Source organism: Desulfohalovibrio reitneri, assembly GCF_000711295.1.
GTDB lineage: Bacteria > Desulfobacterota > Desulfovibrionia > Desulfovibrionales > Desulfovibrionaceae > Desulfohalovibrio > Desulfohalovibrio reitneri.
Map to the genome: position 1 here is coordinate 2,323,765 of NZ_JOMJ01000003.1, position 22,413 is coordinate 2,346,177.

At 62.3% G+C, this 22,413-nt stretch carries 21 protein-coding genes; 9 read left to right on the plus strand and 12 right to left on the minus strand.

Features of this window, described 5'->3' with window-relative positions:
• The first annotated feature begins 169 nt into the window (after positions 1–169).
• From rny to N911_RS0111610, 6 genes are all read left to right on the plus strand, one after another.
• Complete coding sequence (rny, locus tag N911_RS0111585; RefSeq protein ID WP_029897306.1) at positions 170–1,729, plus strand: ribonuclease Y; 1,560 nt, start codon at positions 170–172, stop codon at positions 1,727–1,729.
• A gap of 557 nt (positions 1,730–2,286) precedes the next feature.
• Positions 2,287–3,552, plus strand: a complete 1,266-nt coding sequence (gene tyrS / locus N911_RS0111590; RefSeq protein WP_029897308.1) for a tyrosine--tRNA ligase — start codon at positions 2,287–2,289, stop codon at positions 3,550–3,552.
• Positions 3,549–3,998 (plus strand): DMT family transporter, encoded by a 450-nt coding sequence (locus N911_RS0111595; RefSeq protein WP_237559949.1) that lies wholly within the window; start codon positions 3,549–3,551, stop codon positions 3,996–3,998. Before tyrS ends, N911_RS0111595 begins: the two co-directional genes overlap by 4 nt.
• Before the next feature lie 27 nt (positions 3,999–4,025).
• Positions 4,026–4,880: a UbiA-like polyprenyltransferase gene (locus tag N911_RS0111600; RefSeq protein ID WP_029897311.1), complete on the plus strand. Its 855-nt coding sequence runs from the start codon at positions 4,026–4,028 to the stop codon at positions 4,878–4,880.
• 3 nt (positions 4,881–4,883) lie between these two features.
• Entirely contained in the window at positions 4,884–6,143 is a 1,260-nt protein-coding gene (locus N911_RS0111605) for a mechanosensitive ion channel family protein (RefSeq protein ID WP_051694241.1), read from the plus strand.
• 41 nt (positions 6,144–6,184) lie between these two features.
• Positions 6,185–6,475, plus strand: a complete 291-nt coding sequence (locus tag N911_RS0111610; protein WP_051694243.1) for a DUF1330 domain-containing protein — start codon at positions 6,185–6,187, stop codon at positions 6,473–6,475.
• A 65-nt stretch (positions 6,476–6,540) separates the two neighbouring features.
• Here the strand turns inward: N911_RS0111610 and N911_RS16990 are convergent, their stop codons facing one another.
• Together N911_RS16990 and N911_RS18485 are read right to left on the minus strand one after the other, a co-directional pair.
• Positions 6,541–6,948, minus strand: coding sequence for a hypothetical protein (locus N911_RS16990; RefSeq protein ID WP_138774390.1), 408 nt, complete (start codon positions 6,946–6,948; stop codon positions 6,541–6,543).
• Between the two features lie 95 nt (positions 6,949–7,043).
• Positions 7,044–7,217, minus strand: coding sequence for a hypothetical protein (locus N911_RS18485; RefSeq protein ID WP_161781625.1), 174 nt, complete (start codon positions 7,215–7,217; stop codon positions 7,044–7,046).
• Between the two features lie 239 nt (positions 7,218–7,456).
• Here N911_RS18485 and N911_RS18075 point away from each other — a divergent pair.
• A protein-coding gene (locus tag N911_RS18075; protein ID WP_138774391.1) for an IS5 family transposase occupies positions 7,457–8,303 on the plus strand; the annotation gives its coding sequence in 2 pieces (ribosomal slippage) (positions 7,457–7,872 and positions 7,871–8,303; 849 coding nt in all).
• Between the two features lie 311 nt (positions 8,304–8,614).
• Here the strand turns inward: N911_RS18075 and N911_RS0111630 are convergent.
• The 4 genes from N911_RS0111630 to N911_RS0111645 all read right to left on the minus strand — a co-directional run bounded on the left by N911_RS0111630 (position 8,615) and on the right by N911_RS0111645 (position 14,541).
• Entirely contained in the window at positions 8,615–9,931 is a 1,317-nt protein-coding gene (locus N911_RS0111630) for a histone deacetylase family protein (protein WP_029897320.1), read from the minus strand.
• A complete protein-coding gene (locus N911_RS0111635; RefSeq protein WP_029897322.1) occupies positions 9,925–11,616 on the minus strand; it encodes a hydantoinase/oxoprolinase family protein in 1,692 nt (563 codons plus the stop codon). Before N911_RS0111635 ends, N911_RS0111630 begins: the two co-directional genes overlap by 7 nt.
• Positions 11,617–12,183: 567 nt before the next feature.
• The gene (gene cydB, locus N911_RS0111640) at positions 12,184–13,209 is read right to left on the minus strand and encodes a cytochrome d ubiquinol oxidase subunit II (protein WP_029897324.1); all 1,026 of its coding nucleotides are present in this window, start codon (positions 13,207–13,209) and stop codon (positions 12,184–12,186) included.
• 15 nt (positions 13,210–13,224) lie between these two features.
• Positions 13,225–14,541 (minus strand): cytochrome ubiquinol oxidase subunit I, encoded by a 1,317-nt coding sequence (locus N911_RS0111645; RefSeq protein WP_029897326.1) that lies wholly within the window; start codon positions 14,539–14,541, stop codon positions 13,225–13,227.
• Positions 14,542–14,769: 228 nt separating this feature from the next.
• On the opposite strand from N911_RS0111645, the gene N911_RS18310 reads away from it, so the two are divergent.
• Positions 14,770–16,053, plus strand: coding sequence for a hypothetical protein (locus tag N911_RS18310; RefSeq protein WP_138774392.1), 1,284 nt, complete (start codon positions 14,770–14,772; stop codon positions 16,051–16,053).
• 115 nt (positions 16,054–16,168) lie between these two features.
• The gene (locus N911_RS0111650) at positions 16,169–17,419 is read left to right on the plus strand and encodes an ISL3 family transposase (RefSeq protein WP_029893407.1); all 1,251 of its coding nucleotides are present in this window, start codon (positions 16,169–16,171) and stop codon (positions 17,417–17,419) included.
• A gap of 81 nt (positions 17,420–17,500) precedes the next feature.
• On the opposite strand, the gene N911_RS0111655 is transcribed toward N911_RS0111650, so the two are convergent.
• The 6 genes from N911_RS0111655 to N911_RS0111680 all read right to left on the minus strand — a co-directional run bounded on the left by N911_RS0111655 (position 17,501) and on the right by N911_RS0111680 (position 22,391).
• Complete coding sequence (locus N911_RS0111655) at positions 17,501–18,727, minus strand: FprA family A-type flavoprotein (RefSeq protein ID WP_029897328.1); 1,227 nt, start codon at positions 18,725–18,727, stop codon at positions 17,501–17,503.
• Positions 18,728–18,796: 69 nt separating this feature from the next.
• The gene (rd, locus tag N911_RS18080; RefSeq protein WP_081859173.1) at positions 18,797–18,958 is read right to left on the minus strand and encodes a rubredoxin; all 162 of its coding nucleotides are present in this window, start codon (positions 18,956–18,958) and stop codon (positions 18,797–18,799) included.
• A gap of 12 nt (positions 18,959–18,970) precedes the next feature.
• Positions 18,971–19,351, minus strand: a complete 381-nt coding sequence (locus N911_RS0111665; protein WP_029897330.1) for a desulfoferrodoxin — start codon at positions 19,349–19,351, stop codon at positions 18,971–18,973.
• A gap of 175 nt (positions 19,352–19,526) precedes the next feature.
• Positions 19,527–19,895, minus strand: coding sequence for a PilZ domain-containing protein (locus tag N911_RS0111670; protein WP_029897332.1), 369 nt, complete (start codon positions 19,893–19,895; stop codon positions 19,527–19,529).
• Between the two features lie 3 nt (positions 19,896–19,898).
• The gene (locus N911_RS0111675; RefSeq protein ID WP_029897333.1) at positions 19,899–21,908 is read right to left on the minus strand and encodes a methyl-accepting chemotaxis protein; all 2,010 of its coding nucleotides are present in this window, start codon (positions 21,906–21,908) and stop codon (positions 19,899–19,901) included.
• A gap of 9 nt (positions 21,909–21,917) precedes the next feature.
• Complete coding sequence (locus N911_RS0111680) at positions 21,918–22,391, minus strand: cytochrome c family protein (protein ID WP_029897335.1); 474 nt, start codon at positions 22,389–22,391, stop codon at positions 21,918–21,920.
• Positions 22,392–22,413 lie beyond the last annotated feature (22 nt).

The window sequence follows — 22,413 nt, forward strand, 5'->3', positions numbered from 1 at the left end:
CCCTGTAGGAGCGGCTCCCCCGCTCCCACCGTCGCGGGCCGAGGCCCGCACGCATACCAGCGGCCTTTCCGGCTGACCTGCCTCCCTCCCCGAGCGCCTGCCCCAGCGCGCGGCGTTTCGTCGCGCCCCTAACCAGGCGGGGCATAGCCTGTACAAATAGGGAGACGTCATGAGCTTTTCATCCGTCGTGTTGCTGGTCATCGGACTTATCGGCGGCGCGGCCGCGGGCTATGTCCTGCACAAGGTCATCCAGTCCAAGCGGCTGGCAGAGGCCAAGGACCTCGCCGACCGCATCCTGGACGAGGCCCGCAAGGAGGCCCAGGCCGCCAAGAAGGAATATCTCCTGCAAGCCCAGGACGAGGTCTACAACCAGAAAAAGGAAATGGAGAAAGAGTACAAGGAGCGCGAATCCTCCCTCAAGTCCAAGGAGGCCAAGCTGGCCGACAAGGAGGAGCGGCTGGAGAGCAAGCTCGAGAAGGTCGCCCAGAAGGAGACCAGCGTCATCGACCTGGAGAAACGTCTCACCAAGCAGGAGCGCGAACTCACCGACCGCGAGGAGTCCCTGGCCGCCAAGGAGGAAGAGGAGCATCGCAAGCTGGAGGAAATCTCCGGCCTCACCGCCGAGGAGGCGCGCAAGCGGCTTCTCGAGGACATCGAGTCCCGCACCCGCCACGAATCCGCCAAAATGATCCGGGCCATCGAGACCGAGGCCAAGGAGGTCGCCGACAAAAAGGCCAAGGAAATCCTGGCCCTGGCCATCTCCCGTTACGCCGGCGATTTTGTGGCCGAGCAGACCGTCACCGCGGTCTCCCTGCCCAGCGAGGACATGAAGGGCCGCATCATCGGCCGCGAGGGACGCAATATCCGCGCCCTGGAAGCGGCCACCGGCGTGGACCTCATCATCGACGACACCCCCGAAACAGTCATTCTTTCCGCCTATTCCCCCCTGCGGCGCGAGATCGCCAAGCAGGCCCTGGAACGCCTCATCACCGACGGCCGCATCCACCCCGCCCGCATCGAGGACATCGTGGCCAAGGTGGAGCAGGAGATGGACGTCAAGCTCCGCGAGATCGGTGAGCAGGCCACCTTCGACGTGGGCGTGCACGGCATCGATTCCGATATCATCCGCCTTCTCGGCCAGCTTCAGTACCGCACGTCCTTCTCCCAGAACGTGCTGCAGCACTCCCTGGAAGTCGCCTTCCTGTGCGGCATCATGGCTGCGGAGCTGAACCTGGACGAGAAGCGGGCCAAGCGCGCCGGGCTGCTGCACGACATCGGCAAGGCCGTGGACCACGAGGTTGAAGGCCCCCACGCCCTCATCGGAGCGGACCTGGCCAAGAAGCACGGCGAGCCCGAGGACATCGTCAACGCCATCGCCGCCCACCACGAGGACGCCACTCCGGACACCATCATGGCCGTGTTGGTGCAGGCCGCGGACGCCCTCTCCGGCGCCCGTCCCGGCGCCCGCAAGGAGTTGCTGCAGAACTACGTCAAGCGTCTTGAGGAGCTTGAGGGCATCGCCACGGACTTCGACGGCGTCTCCAAGGCCTACGCCATTCAGGCCGGCCGCGAGATCCGCGTCATGGTGGATTCCGAGCGCATCCCGGACGAGAAGGCCTACATCCTCTCCCGCGACATCGCGCACCAGATCGAGGAAAACCTGACCTATCCAGGCCAAATCAAGGTCACCGTAATCCGCGAAAAACGCGCCGTGGAATACGCGAGGTAGGTGGGGCCGTCGAGGTCGCCCCCTGGCTTCGTTGCTCGGGGATGCGCGAGGGCGGGCCGTACTGGTGTACTGTCCCGCCCTCGCGCACCCCTCGCGCCTCGCCAGGGAACGACCTCGACGGCCCACTGGTTGGGTTGTTGCCGCGCTTGCGCGCGCGGGCTCGTCCGCGCCTGCGGCGCGAACATCGCGGAAGATGGCTCGTTTGCGCGGGGCGCAAACATTGCTGGGGGCCTTGCGCGGCCCTGGGAAGAAGGGCTTGAGCGCCCTGAAGAGGGGGCTTGAGCGCCCTTGGAAGATGGGGAGGCTTGAGCGTCCTTGGAAGATGGGGAGGCTTGAGCGTCCTTGGAAGATGGGGGCTTGCGCGCCCTTGGGAGAGAGACGGGCCCGGGGTCTTGGATGAGAGGCGGGGCGGCTCTGGCTGGGTGGTCCCTTTCTGTGAATGCCGCCCGTCCTGGAGAGGGCGGGCTTTGTCGTTGTGGGCCGCTTGCCCGGGGCGGCTCTCGCGGGTAGTCTGTTCGTCCCGCTTTCGCGGGGAAAGTTCATTTCAGGAGTTCGGCGTGAATCTGTACGATGATCTGTTGTGGCGGGGGCTGGTCAACCAGGTTTCGGACGAGGACAAGGTGCGGGAGTATCTCGCCACGCCCGGCCGCCCGGTCTATTGCGGCTTCGACCCCACCGCCAAGAGCCTGCACATCGGCAACATGGTGCCCCTCATCTCCCTGCTGCGCTTCCGCGAGGCCGGGCACCGGCCCATCTACCTCGCGGGCGGGGCCACCGGTCTCATCGGCGACCCCTCCGGCAAGGAGGCCGAGCGCTCCCTGCAAAGCCCGGAGGAGATCGAGGCCAGGCTGGCCAACATCAAGATCCAGGTGGAGCGCGTTTTCGGCGGCGAGGTCTGGATGGTCAACAACTACGACTGGGCCAGGAACCTCTCCGCCATCGAGTGGCTGCGCGACGTGGGCAAGCACTTCACCGTCAACTGGATGATGGCCAAGGACTCGGTCAAATCCCGCTTGGGCCGCGAGGAAGTGGGCATCTCCTACACCGAGTTCTCCTACATGCTCCTGCAGGCCTACGACTTCTACCACTTGGCCAAGGAGCATGACTGCCTGCTGCAGATCGGCGGCTCCGACCAGTGGGGCAACATCACCGCGGGCACCGAGTTCATCCGCCGCAAGATGCACCGCGAGGCCTTCGCCCTGACCTTCCCCCTCATCACCACGGCCGAGGGCAAAAAGTTCGGCAAGTCCGAGAAGGGCGCGGTCTACCTCGACCCCGAAATGACCCCGCCGGCAGAGTTCCACAACTACTGGATGCTGGTGGACGACCGCGACGTGGTGCGCTTCCTCAAGCTCTTCACCTTCCTGCCCAAGGAAGATATCGACCAGCTGGCCCGGCTCACCGCCGAAAAACCCGAGGCGCGCGAGGGGCAGAAGCGGCTGGCCGCGGAAATGACCCGGCTGGTCCACGGCCCCGAGGTGCTGGCCGAAATCGAACGCGCGCACGCCGCCCGTTTCGGCGGGGAAGGGGAGAAGGACGTTGAGGCGCTGTACGGCGCTGTGCGCGATTCCGCCCCCACCGTTACCTATCCCTCGCTGGCCGAGTTGCCCGACCTGCCGCAGATGCTGGTGGACCTGGAGTTCTACCCCTCCAAGGGCCAAGCGCGGAAGGGCATCGCCCAGGGCGCTGTGCGCGTGAACACCGCCAAATGCCAGGACAGCGACTACGCTCCCACCTCCGCCGACCTGCTGGCCGGGGAGGCCTTCCTCCTGGGCAAGGGCAAAAAGCGGCTGGGCGTGGTCAAGGTGGAGTCCGTCCAGTGATAGAGACCGCCGCCCTCATGCTCTGCGCCGTGCTGGCCGGAGTGGCGGCCACGGTGCAGGCGGGCCTCAACTCCACCCTGCGCACCTACCTGGGCAGCCCGGAGTCGGCCGCCCTGGTCTCTTTCTTCATCGGCACCGCCGCCCTGGCCGGAGTGGTCCTGGCAGGAAGGCTGCCCTTCGCGCTCGGCACCGCCATCGGCCGCGCCCCGGCCTGGTGCTGGCTGGGCGGCTTCCTGGGCGCGTTCCTGGTCACGGTCACGGTCTACGCCGCCCCCAAGCTGGGCGCGGCCACCATGATGGCCCTGCTCGTCTCCGGGCAGATGGTCGCCTCCCTCATCCTGGACCACTACGGCCTCATCGGCTTCCCCCTGCGCGAGGCCTCCGGGCTGCGCATCCTCGGGGTATTCATGCTGGTGGGCGGAGTCTTTCTCATCAACCGCTTTTAGACGCGACAACACACCGAAAGAGCCCATATGCTCGGCCCCGTCCGCACATTCGCCCGCATGGTCAAGATCGAGCACTCGGTCTTCGCCCTTCCCTTCGCCTACACCGGCCTGTTCTGGTCCGCCGATGGGTGGCCCGGCTGGCGCGCTTTCCTGCTGGTCACGCTGGCCATGGTGGCCGTGCGCTCCTTCGCCATGGCCTTCAACCGCATCGCTGACCTGCCCTTCGACCGTGACAACCCCCGCACCCGCGACCGCCCCCTGGTCACAGGCGAGATGTCCCTCCACGGCGCGTGGGTGCTGACCGTCACCTGCGCCGCCGTGTTCGTGGCCGCCTGCTGGTCCATCAACCCACTGGTGTTCACGCTCTCGCCCATCGCCCTGGTCATCGCTGGAGGGTACTCCCTGACCAAGCGTTTCACCTGGCTCTGCCACTTCGTGCTCGGCGCCACTCTGGGCCTGGCCCCGCTGGGCGGCTGGCTGGCCGTGCAGCCCGCCTTCGCCCCGGCCCCGGTCGTCCTGGCCCTGGGCGTCACCTTCTGGGTGGCCGGGTTCGACATCCTCTACGCCGCCCAGGACATCGGCTTCGACCGCGAGCGGGGCCTCAATTCCCTGCCCGCCCGTTTCGGCCTGGGCACCGCCCTGGCCCTGTCCACCTTCTGCCACGTGCAGACCGGGCTGTTCTTCCTCCTGGCGGGCTGGACCGCCGGGGCGGGCTGGCTCTTCGCCGGGGTCATGGCCGTGGTGGCCCTGTTCCTGGCCCTGGAGCACCTGCTCATCTCGGAACGCGACATGAGCCGGGTCAACCTGGCCTTCTTCACCGTCAACGGCGTCATCGCCCTGGCCGTCTTCGCCGGGGCCCTGGCCGACATCTACTGGGGCTGAGCAATGGAACAGGCGTGGGCCGAATTCCTGGCCTGGCTGGAGCCGCTGAAGGACCTCATGATCTGGCGGGCCGGGGTGCGCACGCTCATCATGCTGGCGGCCATGGCCGTCTCCTACCCCCTGGTCAAGCGCCTCATCGCCAGGGTCATTCACGGGGTGGTGCGCCGCACCCGCACAGACTGGGACGACGTCCTGGCGGACAAGGGCTTCTTCTCCGCCCTGGCCCTGTTCGCCCCGGTGGCCGTATTCGACGCCTTCACCGACGTGCTGCTCCCCCAGTACAAGGGGGAGTGGTCGCGGATCATCATCTCGGTCTACACCACCTTCGTCACGGTGGTGCTCATCGACCGCTTCCTGGACGCGGCCCTGGCCATCTACCAGAAGTACCCGGTCTCCCGCCGCCGTCCCATCAAGGGGTACGTCCAGCTCTTCAAGATCTTCATCTACATCATGGGCGGCCTCTCCGCCCTGGCCCTGCTCCTGGACCGCTCGCCCTGGGGCCTGCTCTCGGGCATTGGCGCGCTTACCGCCGTGCTCATGCTGGTCTTCAAGGACACCATCCTCTCCTTCGTGGCCGGCATGCAGATCGCCTCCAACGACATCATGCGCGTGGGCGACTGGGTGACAATGGAGGAGTACGGTATCAACGGCGAAGTGGAGGAAATCGCCCTCAACATCATCAAGGTCCGCAACTTCGACAAGACCCTGGCCTCCCTGCCCACCCACAAGGTGCTGGAGGGAGCGGTGCAGAATTGGCGCGGCATGCAGGAGACGGGCGGTCGCCGCATCATGCGCTCCCTGCTCATCGACCAGTCCTCGGTGCGTTTTCTGACCGTGGAGGAGATCGCCAAGCTCGAGGGCATCGCCCTGCTCAAGCCCTATATCCAGAAGCGGCGTCGGGAGATCGTGGAATGGAACGCTTGGCGCGGGGTGGACCTGTCCCATCCCGTCAACGGCCGCCGCATGACCAACCTGGGCTGCTTCCGCGCCTACGTGGACGCCTTCCTGCACGACAAGCCGGACATCCGCAGCGACCTGACCTTCCTGGTGCGCCAGCTCCAGCCAACCTCCAAGGGCATCCCCCTGGAAGTCTACGTATTCACCAACACCACAGTCTGGGCCGAATACGAGCGCATCCAGGCGGACATTTTCGATCATCTCCTGGCGGCTCTGCCCCACTTCCATCTGCGCCTTTTCCAGGATCCCGCCGGGGCCGACCTGGGCGACCTGACGCGCTGCCTGGGCCGGGGCGGAAACAAGTAGAACGGGTTCCCGCCGGAACCGGAACCAAGAATGGAGGCCCCATGCCAGCCTATCTTTTGATCCACACCCTGGAGATCACGGACCAGGACACCTACGCCGAGTACCAGGCCAAGGCCCGCGAGATCATAGAGAACCACGGCGGCCGCTACGTGTTCAGCAGCGACAGGGTCACGCGCCTCTCCGGCGACGTCGAGCCGGTGCGTTCCGTGGCCATCGAATTCCCCACGCGCGATAAGCTGGACGCCTGTTTCGCCAGCATGGACTACAAGGCCGTCGCCCCGCTGCGCGAGAAATCCGTACAGGGCTGGACCCTCATCGCGGAAACGGACTAGGGGGGCGAAAAAAAAGGCCGGACGTCTCCGCCCGGCCCCGCTTTTCGCTTGGGTATGGAGAAGGGCTACTGGCGTTCCATGATCCGGCAATGGACCACGCGGAACCCGGCGTCCGCCTCCATGTAACACAGCTCCATGCTCTTCCCGAGAAGGCGTCCCTCCAGGTAGCCGTCCTCGTCCACCATGAGGATGGTCCCGTCTGAGCGCACCGCGCCCACCAGGTCCTCGCATTTCTTGGTGCTGCAGAACTCCCCGTGGAAGGCCCGGCCGTCCTCGCTCTGCTCGGAGATTCTCAGAGTCCACTCGTCCTCGGCTCGCCAGGTGTCGCCCTTGAAGACGCCATGGTTTCCATGCCCCGTTCCGGCTCCCCAGCTGTCCACTGCCGTCCACTCGCCTGTCAGGTCGGCAGCGGCGGCTGTTCCGCAGGCCAGGGCCAGCACGGCCATCGTCAGGGTTACAGCCAGAATCCTCATAAGGTCCTCCTCGCTAAAAAAGGTAATGGGAACCACACAATAGCCTGTGAGCCGCACGCCGCAACCAGTGAACGCGGCTTTGGCGAAACCGTGCGCTACTCCGCCGCCGGTTCAGCCGTGGGAGGCGGCGCGTTCTCCCCTTTCGTCCCTATCTCGATGAAGCCGATGAGGGCGGCGTACCACCATCTGAATACGTACATGAATGCCGCGACGAGCGCGGCCAGGCCAACGAGGGTGCTCAGGGGGAAGTCCATCTGCATGATGGTCATGGGCAGGACAAACGACGCGATGTCGGCCAGCAGACGCCAAGCGACCTCGATGAAGGATGTTCAAGGCATTGACATGACGTTAGGTTTTCTCGCGGCTTTAATCCAAGAAGGAAGATTTTGTCCTGCGGGCGACCAGGGCCTGCGCGGCTCTGGTCGTCCGCGGCAAACTTAAGAACTTATCCGTAAATAACTAGACTAAACTGAACAGTTCGAGCATTCTCCTCAAAAGAGGAGGACGCATGGGAAAGCGAGTTCAATCTTGGGAAGTTTCTGATGAATTCTGGGCTATTGTCGAGCCGCACATTCCTGTATCTCAACATGATACCACGAGGAAATACAAGCGAAAACCAGGGGGCGGTAGAAAGCCTCTCCCGCCTCGGAGAGTCTTTGAGGCCATCGTATATGTTTTGCGCACTGGGATTCAATGGAAGGCCTTACCCAAAGAAGTGTTTGGGAGCCCAAGCTCTATCCATGCCTATTTCAGAAAGTGGGAAAAGCAAGGCTTTTTTCTGTCGCTTTGGCAAGCAGGTCTCGCTGAATATGATGAAATGATGGGGATTGCTTGGGAATGGCAAGCCGTTGACGGGGGTGCGCTTAAAGCACCTTTGGCCTGTGAGGCGGGTGGCAGGAATCCGACAGACCGGGGAAAAAAAAGGTTCCAAACGCCACATTCTTGTGGACGAGCGTGGCGTCCCGTTGTCGATCGTCGGAACAGGCGCAAATCGACATGATGTATCCCGGTTGGAGAATGTGTTGAAAGGCAAAGTCGTGGGCGGGCCTTTCGAGCCAGAGGTGGCAGATAATCTCTGTGCCGATGCAGGCTACACCGGCGACAACGCACGGCAAGTAATTGAGAACGCAGGGTATCTCCCCCATGTTCGGCCGCGTGGTGAAGAGATCGCAGAGAAGGAACGCAACCCTGAATTCAAGCCACGAAGGTGGGTTGTAGAAGTGAGCCTGTCTTGGCTTAATCGCTTCAGGAAGCTTCTGGTCAGGTTTGAAAAGCTGCATTCAACTCATTTGGCATTAACCCATCTGGCGGCCGCCATCATCGCTCTGAGAAAGACAGGAATTATTTACGGATAAGTTCTAAGTTTGCAGGTGCGACGCGTGTTGGTGCTTGTCAGGGAAAGAGAAGGAGTAGCCCGCGAATCTGCGACTGATGCGCTCGCTTACTCGGTACAACCTCGCCCCGGCCGTTTGGCTCCAGATGCAATGAACGCTTCATTGTGCTGAAATCCCTCGCCAACCAACCACCTCCCATTCCCCAACACCTCTTCCCCTCGCACCCCACAAACGGAAAGGGCCGGTGCGAGGCATCGCCTCGCACCGGCCCGTTTTCCGATTTACGCCTTGTTCTTCCTGCTACTTCTTCGCCTTGCCCCGCCCCCCTCCTTTCAAAAACCCACTCGTTCCAGTTCGTTGTCTCGTCGGTTGACGAACTGGATGTAGCGGTAGCCGCCTTTGAGCTGGGCGTCCTCGAAGACGCGGTAGCCTTCGTCGCGGCAGGCGTCGCAGGCGTGCAGGGGGATTTCCAAGCCCAGGGACTGCTGGATGCGGTTGGATTTGGTTTCCAGGCGGAGCAGGCCCCGGCAGTTGCCGCAGTCGTAGATCATCTCGCGTTGTTGTTCGCGGATGCCGTCGGTGTCGTAGAATACTTCCTTGACCCGTGCCCAGTAGTCGCCAACGCGGGTGTGGGTCTCGTCCTCGGGCGGGTTGAAGTAGACCTGCGGCAGCTGGTCGGAAAGCTGCTTGAGGTATTCGGTGATTTGCGGGTCCTGCGTGAGGCCGCCTTCGGGGTAGTCGGGTTCGCGCACGCCGTCGTAGTCCATGCCCGCCATGGCCAGGCAGATGCCCAGGTTGACGTAGGGCAGGGCGCCCTGGATGGAGTAGCCGCCTTCCAGCACCGCGATGTGCGGGTTGAGTATGGAGTTGAGGCGGGCGTAGCCCTGGGCGGAGAAGTTCATGGTGGTGATGGGGTCGGAGAAGTGGTTGTCCTGTCCGGCGGAATTAATGACGATTTCCGGCTGGAAGTCCTCCAGGATGGGCATGACGATGTGCTCCAGCACGTGCAGGAAGCCCTCGTCCGATGTGTAGGGCGGCAAGGGGATGTTGACCGTCCGGCCTCGCGCTTTGGGGCCGCCGCACTCGTGCGGGAAGCCGGAGCCGGGATAGAGGGTGCGGCCGTCCTGGTGCATGGAGATGAAGAGCACGTCCGGGTCGTGCCAGTAGATGTCCTGGGTGCCGTCGCCGTGGTGGCAGTCGGTGTCCACCACCGCGATGCGCTTCACGCCGTGGTGTTCGCGCAGGTGCTCGATCATCACGGCCTCGGTGTTGATGGTGCAGAAGCCGCGCGTGCCGTGCACGGATTTCATGGCGTGGTGGCCTGGGGGCCGCACCAGGGCGAAGGCGCGGTCGCGCTCGCCGGAGAGGACCAGGTCGGCGGCGCGCATGGTGCCGCCAGCGGCCGCCAGATGTGAGCGCGTGCAGACGTCCTCCACCTCCGGGAAGCAGAAATGGGTGCGCTCCACGTCCTCGCGCGTGGCCACGTGGGGCTTGTACTCGGCCACTCCCTCAACGTCGAAGAGTCCTTCCTCGTGCAGCTGGTCCTGGGTGTAGAGCAGGCGCTCCTGCCGTTCCGGGTGAGTGGGGGAGATGGCCCAGTCGAAGGCCGGAAAGAGGATGACCCCCAGGCTGCGCGGCGTTTTCAGCACAGTTTCCCCCGCAGGTTCTTGTAGCGGTGCAGAATGCCCGGCTTGATCTGGGCGGCCACGCGGATGGTGTCGCCCACCCGCCGCATGCCGTCCACCATGGCGAAGGACGAGGCGTGGGTGATCTGCAAATTCTCCTCGCGCACGGGAATGCCCTGCTCGCGCAGGTGCTTCAGCAGGGCGCGGCGGGCGTCGCGCTTGGCGTCCTCCAGGCCGTAGCGCGGCTCCACCGCCTTGCTCACGCCCAGGGATGGCACGTACATGCGCAGCTTCTCGGTGTCGGCGAAAACCTCCACCTCGTCCGTGGTGCGGGTGAGGGCGGAGCCCACGGCGTTGGCCACGGCGAAGTGCCTGGGCACCTCAACGGACAGCTCGAATGCCCGGAACAGCGGCATGCGGAAGGCCTTGGCCGGGCCGCCCACCACGTACACCTTCTTGGGCACGATGCGCGCGCCGTCGATGAGCTCGTGGATGGTGTACACAGGCCGGTCGTTGATCTCGGCCACCATCTCCCGCGCGGCCTGTTCGATGCGCGCCACCGCCGCGTCCACGGCCTTTTGGGCCAGGGTTTCGGCGGGGATGGAGCGTTCCGAGGCGAACTCCTCGATGCCGCGCACCGAAGCCTCCACGTCGCCGTGCGTGTCGTCCCCGGTCTTGCGGGCAAGATAGTTGAAGGCGTCCATGAGCGCGGGCTGCCGGCCCCCGGCGCACATGCACGGCCCCACGCGCCTTGGCCCCACGCGCACCTCCTCGCCCAGCACGGAAATGGCCGAGTCGCCGCCCACGCCAATGGAGCGGGTCATGAGCGCCCGCACCAGGGTGGGGTAGGAGCCGATGTCGATACCGTCGTTCTCCATGAGCGGCGCGCCCTGGGCGAAAACCGCGATGTCCGTGGTGGTGCCGCCGATGTCGAGGATGATGGAGTCCAGGGCGATGTCGCACATGGACACCAGCCCCATGACGCTGGCCGCCGGGCCGCTCAAAATGGACTCCACCGGCCGCTTGCGCGCCGTGGCCAGGGGCATGGTGCCGCCGTCCGCCTTGAGGATGTTGACCATGCAGCGCACGCCCTTGTCCTCCAGGCCGCGCGTCACGGCGAAGGCGAACTCGTTGAACCGCCGCCAGGAAGCCGCGTTGAAATAGGCCGTGGCAATGCGGCGGGGAAAATTCAGCCGTCCGCCCATCTCGTGCCCCATGGTCACCATGTCCGCCTGGCCCTCCACCGCCTCGGCCATGCGGCGCTCGAACTTCGGGTTGCGCGGCGAGAACTTGGACACGCAGGCGTAGGTCAGCACGCCGTTCTCCCGGCAGGACTCGGCCGCTTGGCGCAGCTCGCCCGGGTCCAGGTCCTTGAGCGAGGTGCCCCGGTGGTCCGTGGCCCCGGACAGCACATGGTAGTCGCGGCACATGCGGTAATTTCCCGGGTCGATGCCCGGACCGCCGCAGACCAGCACCCCCACGTCCTCGATGGTCCCCTCCACGATGGCGTTGGTGGTCAGGGTGGTGGACAGGTTCAGCCGCTCGGCCTCGCGCAAATCCACCCGCTCGCCCAGCTTCTCCAGCACGGCGAATACGGAAGACAACAGATTCTCGTGATCGGTGACCGCCTTGGCCGTGGCCAAAACACCGTCGAACCCGACAGCCACCGCGTCGGTGTGGGTCCCGCCCACATCAATGCCGAGCAACATGGCCCACCTCTACCACGCCCCGGCGAACAGCGGCAACGACCCATCAGGCAAGCGGTCGTGTAAATACGGTGAATGGCGGGAAGAAGGGGAAGTAGGGGAAGAAGTGAAGATTTCGCCCTGGCGGGCGACCAGGGGGCTGCGCGCCCCCTGAACCCTGCGGCAAAGCAACTTTGCATGTGTATTCGCGGGTTGGGGTGCGGTGGTTCGCGGGGGTGGAGCGCTTCGGCGAATTGACGAGTGTGGCGCGTTTATACCCGGCAAAACCTCGCCCTGGCCGTTTGGCAACAGATGCGCTGGACCCGAAATTGGGCGGTGGTCCCCCGGCAGCCATTTGCCAGTACCCCGCCCCCGAGCGAAGCGAGAGACAAGAAGTTTGGCGGAAGGAGGATGAGGGTTTGGGAGAAGGAGGAAACCGCTTTTTTAAAAGGGGTTTCCTCCTTCTCCCAATGCCCTGAATCATGACCCCAACCAGCCATCTTCCATTCCCCCACGCCCGCAAAAGAGAACGCCCGTGCCCGGCGTTTCGCCGGGCACGGGCGTATTTCACACTCTCTTTGTCTTTTCCGCCTAGTAGGCTTCTTCGTAGGCCAAGTCGTCTTCGTCCATGCGGTGGGCGAAGTTTTTGTAGGTCCAGGCCTGGTAGAAGATGACGATGGGTATGAATACCAGGGTGACGCCGAGCATGATGGACAGGGTGAGGTCCGATGAGGAGGCGTTGGCCGTGGTCAGGGAGTAGGCGGGGTTGATGGTGGAGGGCAGCAGGCGCGGGAAGAGGCCGATGATGCCGAAGAAGGCGCAGCCCACGATGACGGCGGCCGAGCACGCCCAGGCTTTCCACCATTGTTCCGTGCCCATGTAGACGCGGGCGGCGATGAGGCCCAGCACGGGAACCAGCAGCACCAGGAACAGGGCCGGGGTTTGCAGGTAGTTGGCGAAGAGGTCCGTGGTGGCCGCGGACATGGCCAGGAAGCCGAGGATGGCGAAGACCTGCACTGGCCAGAGGTAGACGGCCGTGTGGGCGGCGCGTTCGTGCAGCGGCCCGGAGGTGCGGATGGCCAGCCAGATGGCGCCGTGCACCAGGAAGAGCACCAGGAAGAGGATGCCTCCGGCCAGGCCGTAGGGGTTGATGAGGTCCAGGATGCCGCCGCGCACGATGCCCTGGCTGTCGATGGGCAGGCCCTGGAAGATGTTGGCGAAGGCCACGCCCAGCAGCACGGCCGGGACCACGGAGCCGACGAACTGGCAGGTGTCCCAGAGTTTGCGCCAGCCTTTGCCGGTGAGCTTGGAACGGAACTCGAAGGAGACGGCCCGGATGATGAGGCCGAAGAGCAGCAGCATGAGCGCGGTGTAGAGGCCGGAGAACATGGTGGCGTACACCTGCGGGAAGGCGGCGAAGGTCACGCCGCCCGCGGCGATGAGCCAGACCTCGTTGCCGTCCCAGAAGGGGCCGGCGGCGTTGATGACGTAGCGTTTTTCCTCGTCGTTCTTGGCCAGGAAGGGCATGAGCGTGCCCGCGCCCAGGTCGAAGCCGTCGAGCATGAAGTAGACGGCCCAGAGCAGTCCCCAGAGGAAGAACCAGATTTCAGGCAGCATCTTTCACATCCCCCTTTAGGACTTGTGGTTTTCGGGGCCTTTGCGGGCGTAGTGGGCGGTCAGGCCGAAGCCCGCCAGCCCCAGCACCGCGTACAGGGCGCACATGACGATCATGGAGAACCAGATCTGGCCCGGGACCACGGCTGGCGAGTGGGCGTCGGCGGTGCGCATCATGCCGTACACGATCCACGGCTGGCGTCCCACCTCGGCCACCACCCAGCCCGCCTGGATGGCGATGAAGGGCAGCGGTATGGCCCATATGAGCGATCGCAGCAGCCACGGTTTTTCCGTGAGGCGGTTGCGGTACAGCCAGGCCGCGCCCATCAGCAGGATGAACAGCCCGCCCAGGCCGACCATGATGCGGAAGGAGTAGAAGGTGATGGCCACGGGCGGCCGGTCCTCCTTGGGGTAGTCCAGCAGGCCTTTCACTTCGGCCGAGGGGTCGTTGAAGGCCAGCAGGGAGAGCAGGGAGGGGATTCTGATGGCTTCCACCAGGTTCCGCTCGTTCTCCTCGTCCGGAATGACCAGCAGGTGCATGGCCGCGGGCTTGGAGGTCTCCCAGTGGGACTCCATGGCCGCCAGCTTGGCTGGCTGCTTGTGGGCCACCTCGTTGCCGTGGATGTGGCCCTGTCCGGCCAGGAAGAGGGCGGCGATGAGGCCCAGGGGCAGGGCCATCTTGAAGGAGCGGGTGAAGAAGTCGATGTGCTGCTTGCGCAGCAAGTGGTAGGCGGAGATGCCCATGACGAACATGGCAGAAAGCATGTAGGCCCCGGCGATGGTGTGGAAGAACTGCTGCCAGGCGAAGGAGTTGGTCAGCACGGCGCCGAAGTCCGCCAGCTCGGCGCGGCCGTTGCGCATCACGTAGCCAACGGGGTTCTGCATGAAGCCGTTGGCCAGGATGATCCAGATGGCCGAGAGGTTGGAGCCCAGGAAGACCAGCCACATGACCATCATGTGGGCCTTCTTGGAGAGTTTCTTCCAGCCGAAGACCCAGACGCCGATGAAGGTGGATTCCAGGAAGAAGGCGGCCGTGGCCTCAATGGCCAGCAGCGAGCCGAAGATGTCGCCCACGTAGGCGGAGTAGCGGGACCAGTTGGTGCCGAACTGGAACTCCAGGGTGATGCCGGTGACCACGCCCACGGCGAAGAGGATGAGGAATATCTTTCCCCAGAACTTGGTCATGCGCAGCCAGGTCTCGTCCCCGGTGCGCACGTACTTGGTCTCGTAAATGGCCACCAGCAGGGAAAGCCCCAGGGTGACCGGCACGAACAGAAAGTGGAACATGGTGGCTGCGGCGAACTGCAGCCGTGACAAAAGCAACGCTTCTTCCATTTGGCGCCCCCTGAATGACGTTATAGCGGACTTTGTCCACCGAAATACCCGCCCGCCGAAAAAATGGCAACCGGGGCGGGGAAATATGTGGGGGGTGGGTAGGGAAGAGGGAACAAACCAGCTTAAAGTAAGGCAACATTCAAAAAGCGGTCAAACCGGATGAGCTTCATTGGAAGTAAAGTATAGTATTGACTATCATTGTAAATCCATATAGCTAGGCCACTTTAAGTGGTTAAAGTAAAGGGTGAGGTGCAAGTGTCAATTCCATTTTCTGCTCGGTTTGTCTTGAATCGTCTTGGGACAGCCCTCGGATGTACTTCTACATTTCTGACTCGTCATTCTGGAGCATTGAAAAGAAGTAATGGTGTTTATGAACTGGAAAGATGGGATGTAGTAATTCGATTTTCCAGAAAAGTGGATTTCACTACAAATGAGAAGAAGTTTATTAGAATAGTAATAGATAGCTACGATAGGCTGGATAAGCAATGGAAAACGAGAGGTGTTGCCCACCAGTATATGCAAACTGCAATCACCTCGTCTGTTTTTGACATAGGTGTATCTCGGTTTGTTTCTGATTCCAGGAGAAACTTTTTAAATATCCACCGCCTAATTCAATACTTCAAGTTGCTGAGCTATGAAAAATACGAAGGAGAACAGGTAAAAATCGGTTGCTTAGTGACACCTTCAAGGGACATTGAACAAAAAGAATACAAAATAGGGAATACAAAATATGAACTTGTACCTGCATCAAGTAGCGTTTCCATAAATCAAGAGTTAATTGGAGACAGCGCTTTTTGGAGGTATGTTAATGGCGTTGATTCATTCTATATGTGTGATACTAGCTTAAATGTTTATGGTTTTTTGAACGTTCTTTCTAGCGAATACGATAATTTTAGAAATATTACGAGCTCTTGCATTGAGGATTATGTTGATGATGATGGGGAGATTTTGTTTTATATTGGGGTTACTGGGAGTGCAGATTTGGAATTATTTGTTGACGATAGTTTTCGATTATTGTTTAGGAAAGGGCGTTGGTACTTTATCGACTGTGATTTGATCAATTCTGTTGTATCACCAGGATACAGCACTATTGAACCTTGGAAGGTTCTGTATTCTATGTCAAAGATAAAAAAGGGGACAGTTATTCTGATTGTGGATGATAATAACGCTGATTTAAAAGACCTTGTTGTTCGACACACATCAAGTGAGACAGGAATGCGTAGCGCTATGAGGGGGTGTGTTGTCGGCAATGATCTAAAACGTTTGTGTGAAACTGGTGAGATGATGAGGATACTGTCAACGGATGGAATGACTATTTTGGATAATAGGTTTAGTAAAATAATGGATTTCAATGCGATTGTAAACACTGGACTGTCTAACTCTGAATCAGGTGGCGGTGGACGAACAAGTGCAGCCATTGCTGGATCGGTTTACGGCACTACTATAAAGGTTTCAGAGGATGGCCCTATAACAATATATAAAGACCAAGATCAAATTTACAAAGTTGGATAAACCTGTGGGCATATAGGTGATTTCGATCTTTCGTACGTTTTAAGAAAGAGGTTCTTCCGGAATTGTCGTGGGTAGCAGCCTGAGGTAGTCCTCTGTTCTAGAGGAGACATTGCTCATGAGGGACATCGATTTCTATGCTCAGATTCTTGGCATTGACCACCCCTGGCATGTGGATGACGTGAAGCTCCAGACTGGGGCTGGGCGAGTGGATGTGTGGATCGATCATGAGCCTGGCGCTCTTTGGTCTTGCCCAGAGTGCGGGCGAGAGTTGGCTTGCCGGGATCATGCCGAAGAACGGACATGGAGACATCTAGATACCTGCCAGTTCAAGACATTTCTTCATGCACGTATTCCACGAGTTAACTGTCCTGATCACGGCGTACGCCAAGCACAGGTCCCCTGGGCCGCTCCCCATTCTCGTTTCACCCTGCTCATGGAGCGCATGGCCATTGACGTGATTACGGCCTGTTCGACCATCGAAGGTGCACGCAGGCTGTTGCGTATTTCCTGGGACGAGACCTGGGGGATCATGGAACGAGCCGTCAAAAGAGGCTTGAGCCGCAAGGAACAGCGCAATATCCACTACCTCGGGGTGGACGAGAAGGCTTTCCGCAAGGGACACAAGTACATGACCGTCGTCTGCGATCTGATGAGGGGCACAGTTGAGCATGTTGCTGAAGATCGCCGAACGGCGAGCCTCGAGGCGTATTATCAAAGCCTGAGTAGCGAGCAGCTGGAAGCAGTGCGGGCCGTGAGCATGGACATGTGGCAGCCGTATTTTTCGGCCACTATGAAGTGGATCCCTGAGGCAAGCCGGAAAATCGTCTTTGACCGTTTCCACGTCATGCAACACGTGGGGAAAGCGGTGGACACTGTCCGGCGTCAGGAACACAAGGCCCTGATGGCCGAAGGGGAGTCAATCCTCAAGGGCACCAGATACCTGTGGCTTTACGGCGAAAGCCGTCTGCCGGATAAGCACAGACCTCGGTTCGATGACCTCAAGCAGGCCAACCTGAAGACGGCCAAAGCCTGGGCCATGAAGGAAAGCCTGCAGGATCTGTGGGGCTACATGAGCCCTGGCTGGGCAAAGAGGTTCCTGGAGAAATGGTGCGGTTGGGCCACGCGATCCCGGATCACGCCGATGAAGAAGGTGGCCCAGACCTTGAGAGCTCACATGGACAACGTGGTGACCTTTTGCCGGCATCGAATCACCAACGCCGTGGCCGAGGGACTGAACAGCAAGATCATGGCAATCAAACGCCGAGCTTGCGGCTACAGGAACAAAGAGCACTTCAAGACGGCGATCTACTTCTTCTGTGGTGGATTGGACCTCTATCCGGCCTGCAAAACCGGAGCCACCCACTGAAATCCCGGAAGGACCAAGAAAGAAGGCCGCACCCCCGGTGGATGCGGCCTTTCTTAGCTCGCGTTGGTTGTCTTCGCCCTCCTACCCCTCGAAGCCCGCGATCTTTTCCTTGAGGGACTGGGCGATCTTTTTGCCGTATTCGAAGCAGGTTTTGGCGTCGTCGTGGGTGGGTTGGTACTGGACCTTCACGGGGTCGTCCACCACGTCCATGTTCATGGACTCGGCCCATTCGCGCAGCACCTTGACCGACTCGCCGGACCAGCCGAAGGAGCCGAACACGCCGGCCACCTTGTTCTGGGGCTTAAGCCCCTTCATGTACTGCATCATCCCGGCCACGCTGGGCAGGATGCCGTTGTTGTGCGTGGGCGAGCCCATGCAGACGGCGCCCGAGCGCAGCAGCTCGGTCATGACGGTGGAGTGGTGGTGCTGCTTGAGGTGCATGACGCGCACGTCCACGCCCTCCTCCTTGAGGCCGTCGGCGATGGAGTGGGCCATCTGCTCGGTGGCGTACCACATGGTGTCGTAGATGATGAGGGCGCGCTTGGTCGGCTTGGCCGTGGCGTACTCGCGGTAGCGGTCCATGACCCAGGCGCAGTCCTCCTTGGTGCGGTAGATCAGCCCGTGGTCCGGGGCGATCATGTCCACGTCCAGGTTCAGCTCCGCCAGCTTGTCCAGGGTCTTGATGACGATGGGGGAGTAGGGCTGGACGATGTTGGCGAAGTACTCGCCGAGGAGGTGCTCCAGGGTGGGGCGGTCCACCTCGTCCACGAAGCGCTCGGAGGTGGCCCAGTTCTGGCCGAAGGCGTCCGAGGAGATGAGCAGCTTGGAGCCGGGCAGGTAGGTGGCCATGTTGTCCGGCCAGTGCAGCATGCGCGTTTCCAGGAACTGCATGGTGTGGCCGCCCAGGTCCACCTCGGTGCCGGACTCGCAGACCTCGATGGGCCAGTCCTCCTTGCCCTTGTGGTGGATGCGCGCCAGGGACTTCACGCCCATCTTGGAGACGTAGATCTTCTCCGGCTTCATGCGCTCCACGGCTTCCACCAGGCAGCCGGAGTGGTCCGGCTCCAGGTGGTTGACCACCATGTAGTCCACGTTCTCCAGGCCGCCGGCCACGTTGGCCACGTTGCAGAAATATTCGTCCTTGTGGGACTCCTTCACCGTGTCGAAGACGGTGATCTTGTCGCCCTTGAGGCAGTAGGCGTTGTAGGTGGTGCCCCTGGGGGAGATGGCGTAGCCGTGGAAATCGTAGGATTCCCAGTCCACCGCGCCGACCCAAAACACGCCTGGTTTGATTTCGACAGGACGCATGAACAAACCTCGCTTGGAATTGGCTGGAGAAAACGGGCGGCCGGGCCGGACCCGGCCGCCGGACGGCATCTAGCCTTCGGGCTCGAAGTCTTCCTTGCCCGCGCCGCAGACCGGGCAGACCCAGTCCTCGGGCAGGTCCTCAAACTTGGTGCCCGCGGGGATGTCGTTGTCGGGGTCGCCCTCGGCGGGGTCGTAGACGTAGCCGCAGATGGTGCAGACGTACTTCTGCATGGTCGTTTCTCCTTAGGCTTCGGCCTTCCAGTGGCCGTGGATGTTGCAGTACTCGCGGGCCGTGACCGTGGCCGCCTGGATGCAGAACTCGGCCTCGGGGGCGTCGCCCGGGGAGAGGAACTGGTGGTAGCTCTTGCCGTCGGCGATGAGCTCGATCCACTCGATGTAGTGCTTCTCCTCCATGGGGTGGGCCACCTCGCCGACCTTGACCTTGAAGCCGTTGGCGGTCTTTTCGATGACCGGCACGTGCTTCTCCTTGGCAGCGTCCACGGTGCCTTCCTCCATGAGCTTCATGGGCTGGTCGCAGCAGACCAGGTCGCCGGGACCGCCGTGCATGACCGCGACGATGTTGCCGCAGACATCGCATTTGTAGACTTGATAGCGTTCAGCCACTGTCATTTCCTCCTGATTTTCGCCCGTGCCGGGGAACGTCCGGCGCGGGCCGCCGATCCGGTTCGCGTTCGGCGTCCCGGCCGCCGCCTACGGGCGGACGCACGAGACGCCATGAGGCACTATAGCGTCTCGGCGAGAATTTTCAATGAGGGAATGGACGGAAAGGGAGTACGCCTTACGCGGTCAGCATGCGCTGCAGGTCGCCGACCCCCACCGGCAGTTCGGAGGCGAACTGCACGCCGAATTCCGGGGCGTTGGTCCAGCGCACCGTGCAGCCCAGGCCGTCCAGGCGGAATTCCTCGTTTTGCACGCGCAGCGGGGAGTGCAGGGTGATGGACGTTCCCACGGTGAAGAGGTGGCCCGCGTCGTGGCGCTTGAGCCGCAGCCGCGCCCCGCCGGGGCTGAGGTCCACCAACAGGGCAGGGATATCGGCGTCGCCGACCCCCCGCAGGGCGCACTCCCTCTGGAAGCCGTAGGCCTTGAGGATGATGCGCGGGTGCGCGCGGCGCTCCTGGCCGTGGCCGAGCGGCGGGGTGGGCGGCATGGGCTACTCCTTGAAGCGTTGCACCAGTGAACTCAACTCCTCCGCCATCCTGGCCACGTCCTGAATACGCTGGTTGGCGGTCTGGATGCGTTTGGAGATGTCCTGCGAGGTTTCGTTGATCATGTTCACGTTGGTGTTGATCTCCTCGGACGTGGAGGACTGCTGTTCGGAGGCGGTGGCGATGTTGCGCACCATGTCAGCCATGGAGTTGGACTGGCTGACGATCTCCTCCAGCATCTTTCCGGAGTTTTCCACAAGGTCGGAGGCCTTGTCCACCCGTTGCCGGGTGTTCTCCATCTCGTCCACAGCCTCGCGGGTGCCGGACTGGATTTCGGAGATGACCTCGTCCACCTCCTTGGTGGCGGACATGGTCTTTTCGGCCAGCTTGCGCACCTCGTCGGCCACCACGGCGAAGCCGCGCCCGGCCTCGCCCGCGCGGGCGGCCTCGATGGCCGCGTTGAGCGCCAGCAGGTTGGTCTGGTCGGCGATGTCGTTGATCACCGAGAGCACCCGGCCTATGTCCTCGGCCTTGGAGGACAGGCCGTTGAGGGTCTCGGCCAGGGCGTTGGTGGTCTGGGCCACGCCCCGGGTGGTCTCCACGGTCTGACGGATTTCCTCGCCGCCCTTCTGGGCCACCTTGTTGGCCTGGTCCGCGGACTCGGAGGTGGATGAGGCGTTCTGGGCCACCTCCAGCACGGTGGCGTTCATCTCCTCCATGGCCGTGGCCACTTGGGAGGTGCGGTCGGCGGTGTTGTCCACGCCCTGTGTCAGCTCCTCCATCTGTCCGGAGAGCTGCTGGGAGGCATCGGTCAACTCGTGGGCCACTGTGGTGACCTGCTCGGCCACCTCCAGCAGGTTCTGGCGCTGGGCCTCCAGGTCGGCCTTGTCGCGCTCCTCCTGGGTCAGGTCGATGAGCACGCCGATGGCGCCCACGATCTGTCCCGAGGCATCCCGCAGGGGGGAGACCTCGTAGTGCAGTGGGAACTCCACCCCGTCGGAGCGGGTGTAGCGCAGGTTGCCGGACTGGGAGGTGCCGGTCTTGAGCACCCGCGCCGAGGCGCTCTCCTCCTTCTTGTCCTTGTAGAACAGCTGGGAGGGGTGCCCGCCGATGACTTCCTCCTCGCTCTTGCCCAGGATGCTGAGCAGCGGGGCGTTGGCGAACTCGAGCGTCTCGTTGGCGTCGGTGACGTACAGGGGGACGATGATGCCGTTGAGGATCCCGCGGTTGTACTCCAGCTGGTTCTTGATGCGCGAGATCATGTTGGTCAGGTAGTGGGAGAGGTCGGCCATCTCGTCCTTGCCGCCCACGTCGAAGGAGACGTCGAGTTTGCCCCGGTTCACCTCCTCGGTGTGGTGGGCGATGGTGCGGATGCGGTTGACGATGGATTTCTTCATGAAAAGGAGCAGCGCGCTCAGCAGCAGGACGAGGCCGACCACGGAAATGATGGCCCCCTTGAACTGGGTGGACTTGAGGATACCCACCTCATTGCTGACGTCCTTGATCATGACCAGCGAGCCGAGGATGTCCTTGGAGGAACCGTGGCAGTGGTGGCAGGATTCCTCGTTGGGAATGGAGACCACCTCGGTGAATACCGGCTGGCCCCGCACGTCCATGATGTGTCCCTTCTCCATCTCCGTGGCCAGGCTCTCCTCGGTCATGGAGACCACGGATTCGGGCTCCACCTCGGCCATGTCGCTGCGCAAGGCGTCCGCATGGGTGGAGTAGGTGATGTTGCCCTTGAAGTTGGTCAGGTGGACGCGGGTGTTGGGGAAATTGTCCGCCAGCTTCTGGAACTGCTCGATGGTGCCTTCGTTGTCGCCCACGCGCATGGGTTCGGCGATGGACATTTGCACCAGCTCGGCCCCGCGCTTGGAGGACTCCTCGATGGTGTGCATCATCCCCTGGCGCTGCCAGTGGGAGTTGGCCAGGAAGAGGCCGGTGAAGGCCAGGATGGTCAGGGCCGAGGTCAGCAGCAGGACCTTGGCGCCGAGAGAACGCGAGATGAATCCCATACGCCGGTCCTAGTGCGCCCCGCCGTACAGCAGGGGTTTGAAATCGAAGGATTCGACCCGTTCCTCGTTGTGGCAGCCCGTGCAGTCCTCCAGGGCCAGGGAGCCCTTGATGACCGAGGGGTCGCCGCCGTATTCCACGTGCAGGGAGCCGGGGCCGTGGCAGACCTCGCAGCCCGCGTCGCCCATTCCGGGCGTTTCCTCGTAGCTGACGAACCCGCCCGGCTGGCCATACCCGGTGGTGTGGCAGCCGTAGCAGCTTTCCAACTCGGCCGGGGTGAGGTCCGAAGCCATCATCTGCACGCTTTCGGCCGAAGTGGCCTTCTTGGAGTGCGTGGTGAAGTTCTCGTACTCGTCGGGGTGGCAGCCCTGGCAAGCCTGGCTGCCGACGAACTCGGCCTGTTCCTGGCCCAGGGCCGGGCCGGCTATGAAGACAAGGAGGACCGCCGCGATAAAAGCGGCCCCGGGAAAGAGAAGCTGTCGCATCACGGAAGACCCCCTGTGCAGA

Excerpts from the sequence above, each read along its gene's own strand:
- N911_RS0111675 (WP_029897333.1), bottom strand. The coding sequence starts at position 21,908 with ATGGGATTCATCTCGCGTTCTCTCGGCGCCAAGGTCCTGCTGCTGACC.
- N911_RS0111655 (WP_029897328.1), bottom strand. The coding sequence starts at position 18,727 with ATGCGTCCTGTCGAAATCAAACCAGGCGTGTTTTGGGTCGGCGCGGTG.
- N911_RS0111650 (WP_029893407.1), top strand. The coding sequence starts at position 16,169 with ATGAGGGACATCGATTTCTATGCTCAGATTCTTGGCATTGACCACCCC.
- N911_RS0111680 (WP_029897335.1), bottom strand. The coding sequence starts at position 22,391 with ATGCGACAGCTTCTCTTTCCCGGGGCCGCTTTTATCGCGGCGGTCCTC.
- N911_RS0111600 (WP_029897311.1), top strand. The coding sequence starts at position 4,026 with ATGCTCGGCCCCGTCCGCACATTCGCCCGCATGGTCAAGATCGAGCAC.
- rd (WP_081859173.1), bottom strand. The coding sequence starts at position 18,958 with ATGCAGAAGTACGTCTGCACCATCTGCGGCTACGTCTACGACCCCGCC.
- N911_RS16990 (WP_138774390.1), bottom strand. The coding sequence starts at position 6,948 with ATGAGGATTCTGGCTGTAACCCTGACGATGGCCGTGCTGGCCCTGGCC.
- rny (WP_029897306.1), top strand. The coding sequence starts at position 170 with ATGAGCTTTTCATCCGTCGTGTTGCTGGTCATCGGACTTATCGGCGGC.
- N911_RS0111645 (WP_029897326.1), bottom strand. The coding sequence starts at position 14,541 with ATGGAAGAAGCGTTGCTTTTGTCACGGCTGCAGTTCGCCGCAGCCACC.
- N911_RS18485 (WP_161781625.1), bottom strand. The coding sequence starts at position 7,217 with ATGACCATCATGCAGATGGACTTCCCCCTGAGCACCCTCGTTGGCCTG.
- N911_RS0111605 (WP_051694241.1), top strand. The coding sequence starts at position 4,884 with ATGGAACAGGCGTGGGCCGAATTCCTGGCCTGGCTGGAGCCGCTGAAG.
- N911_RS0111670 (WP_029897332.1), bottom strand. The coding sequence starts at position 19,895 with ATGCCGCCCACCCCGCCGCTCGGCCACGGCCAGGAGCGCCGCGCGCAC.
- N911_RS0111610 (WP_051694243.1), top strand. The coding sequence starts at position 6,185 with ATGCCAGCCTATCTTTTGATCCACACCCTGGAGATCACGGACCAGGAC.
- N911_RS0111635 (WP_029897322.1), bottom strand. The coding sequence starts at position 11,616 with ATGTTGCTCGGCATTGATGTGGGCGGGACCCACACCGACGCGGTGGCT.
- cydB (WP_029897324.1), bottom strand. The coding sequence starts at position 13,209 with ATGCTGCCTGAAATCTGGTTCTTCCTCTGGGGACTGCTCTGGGCCGTC.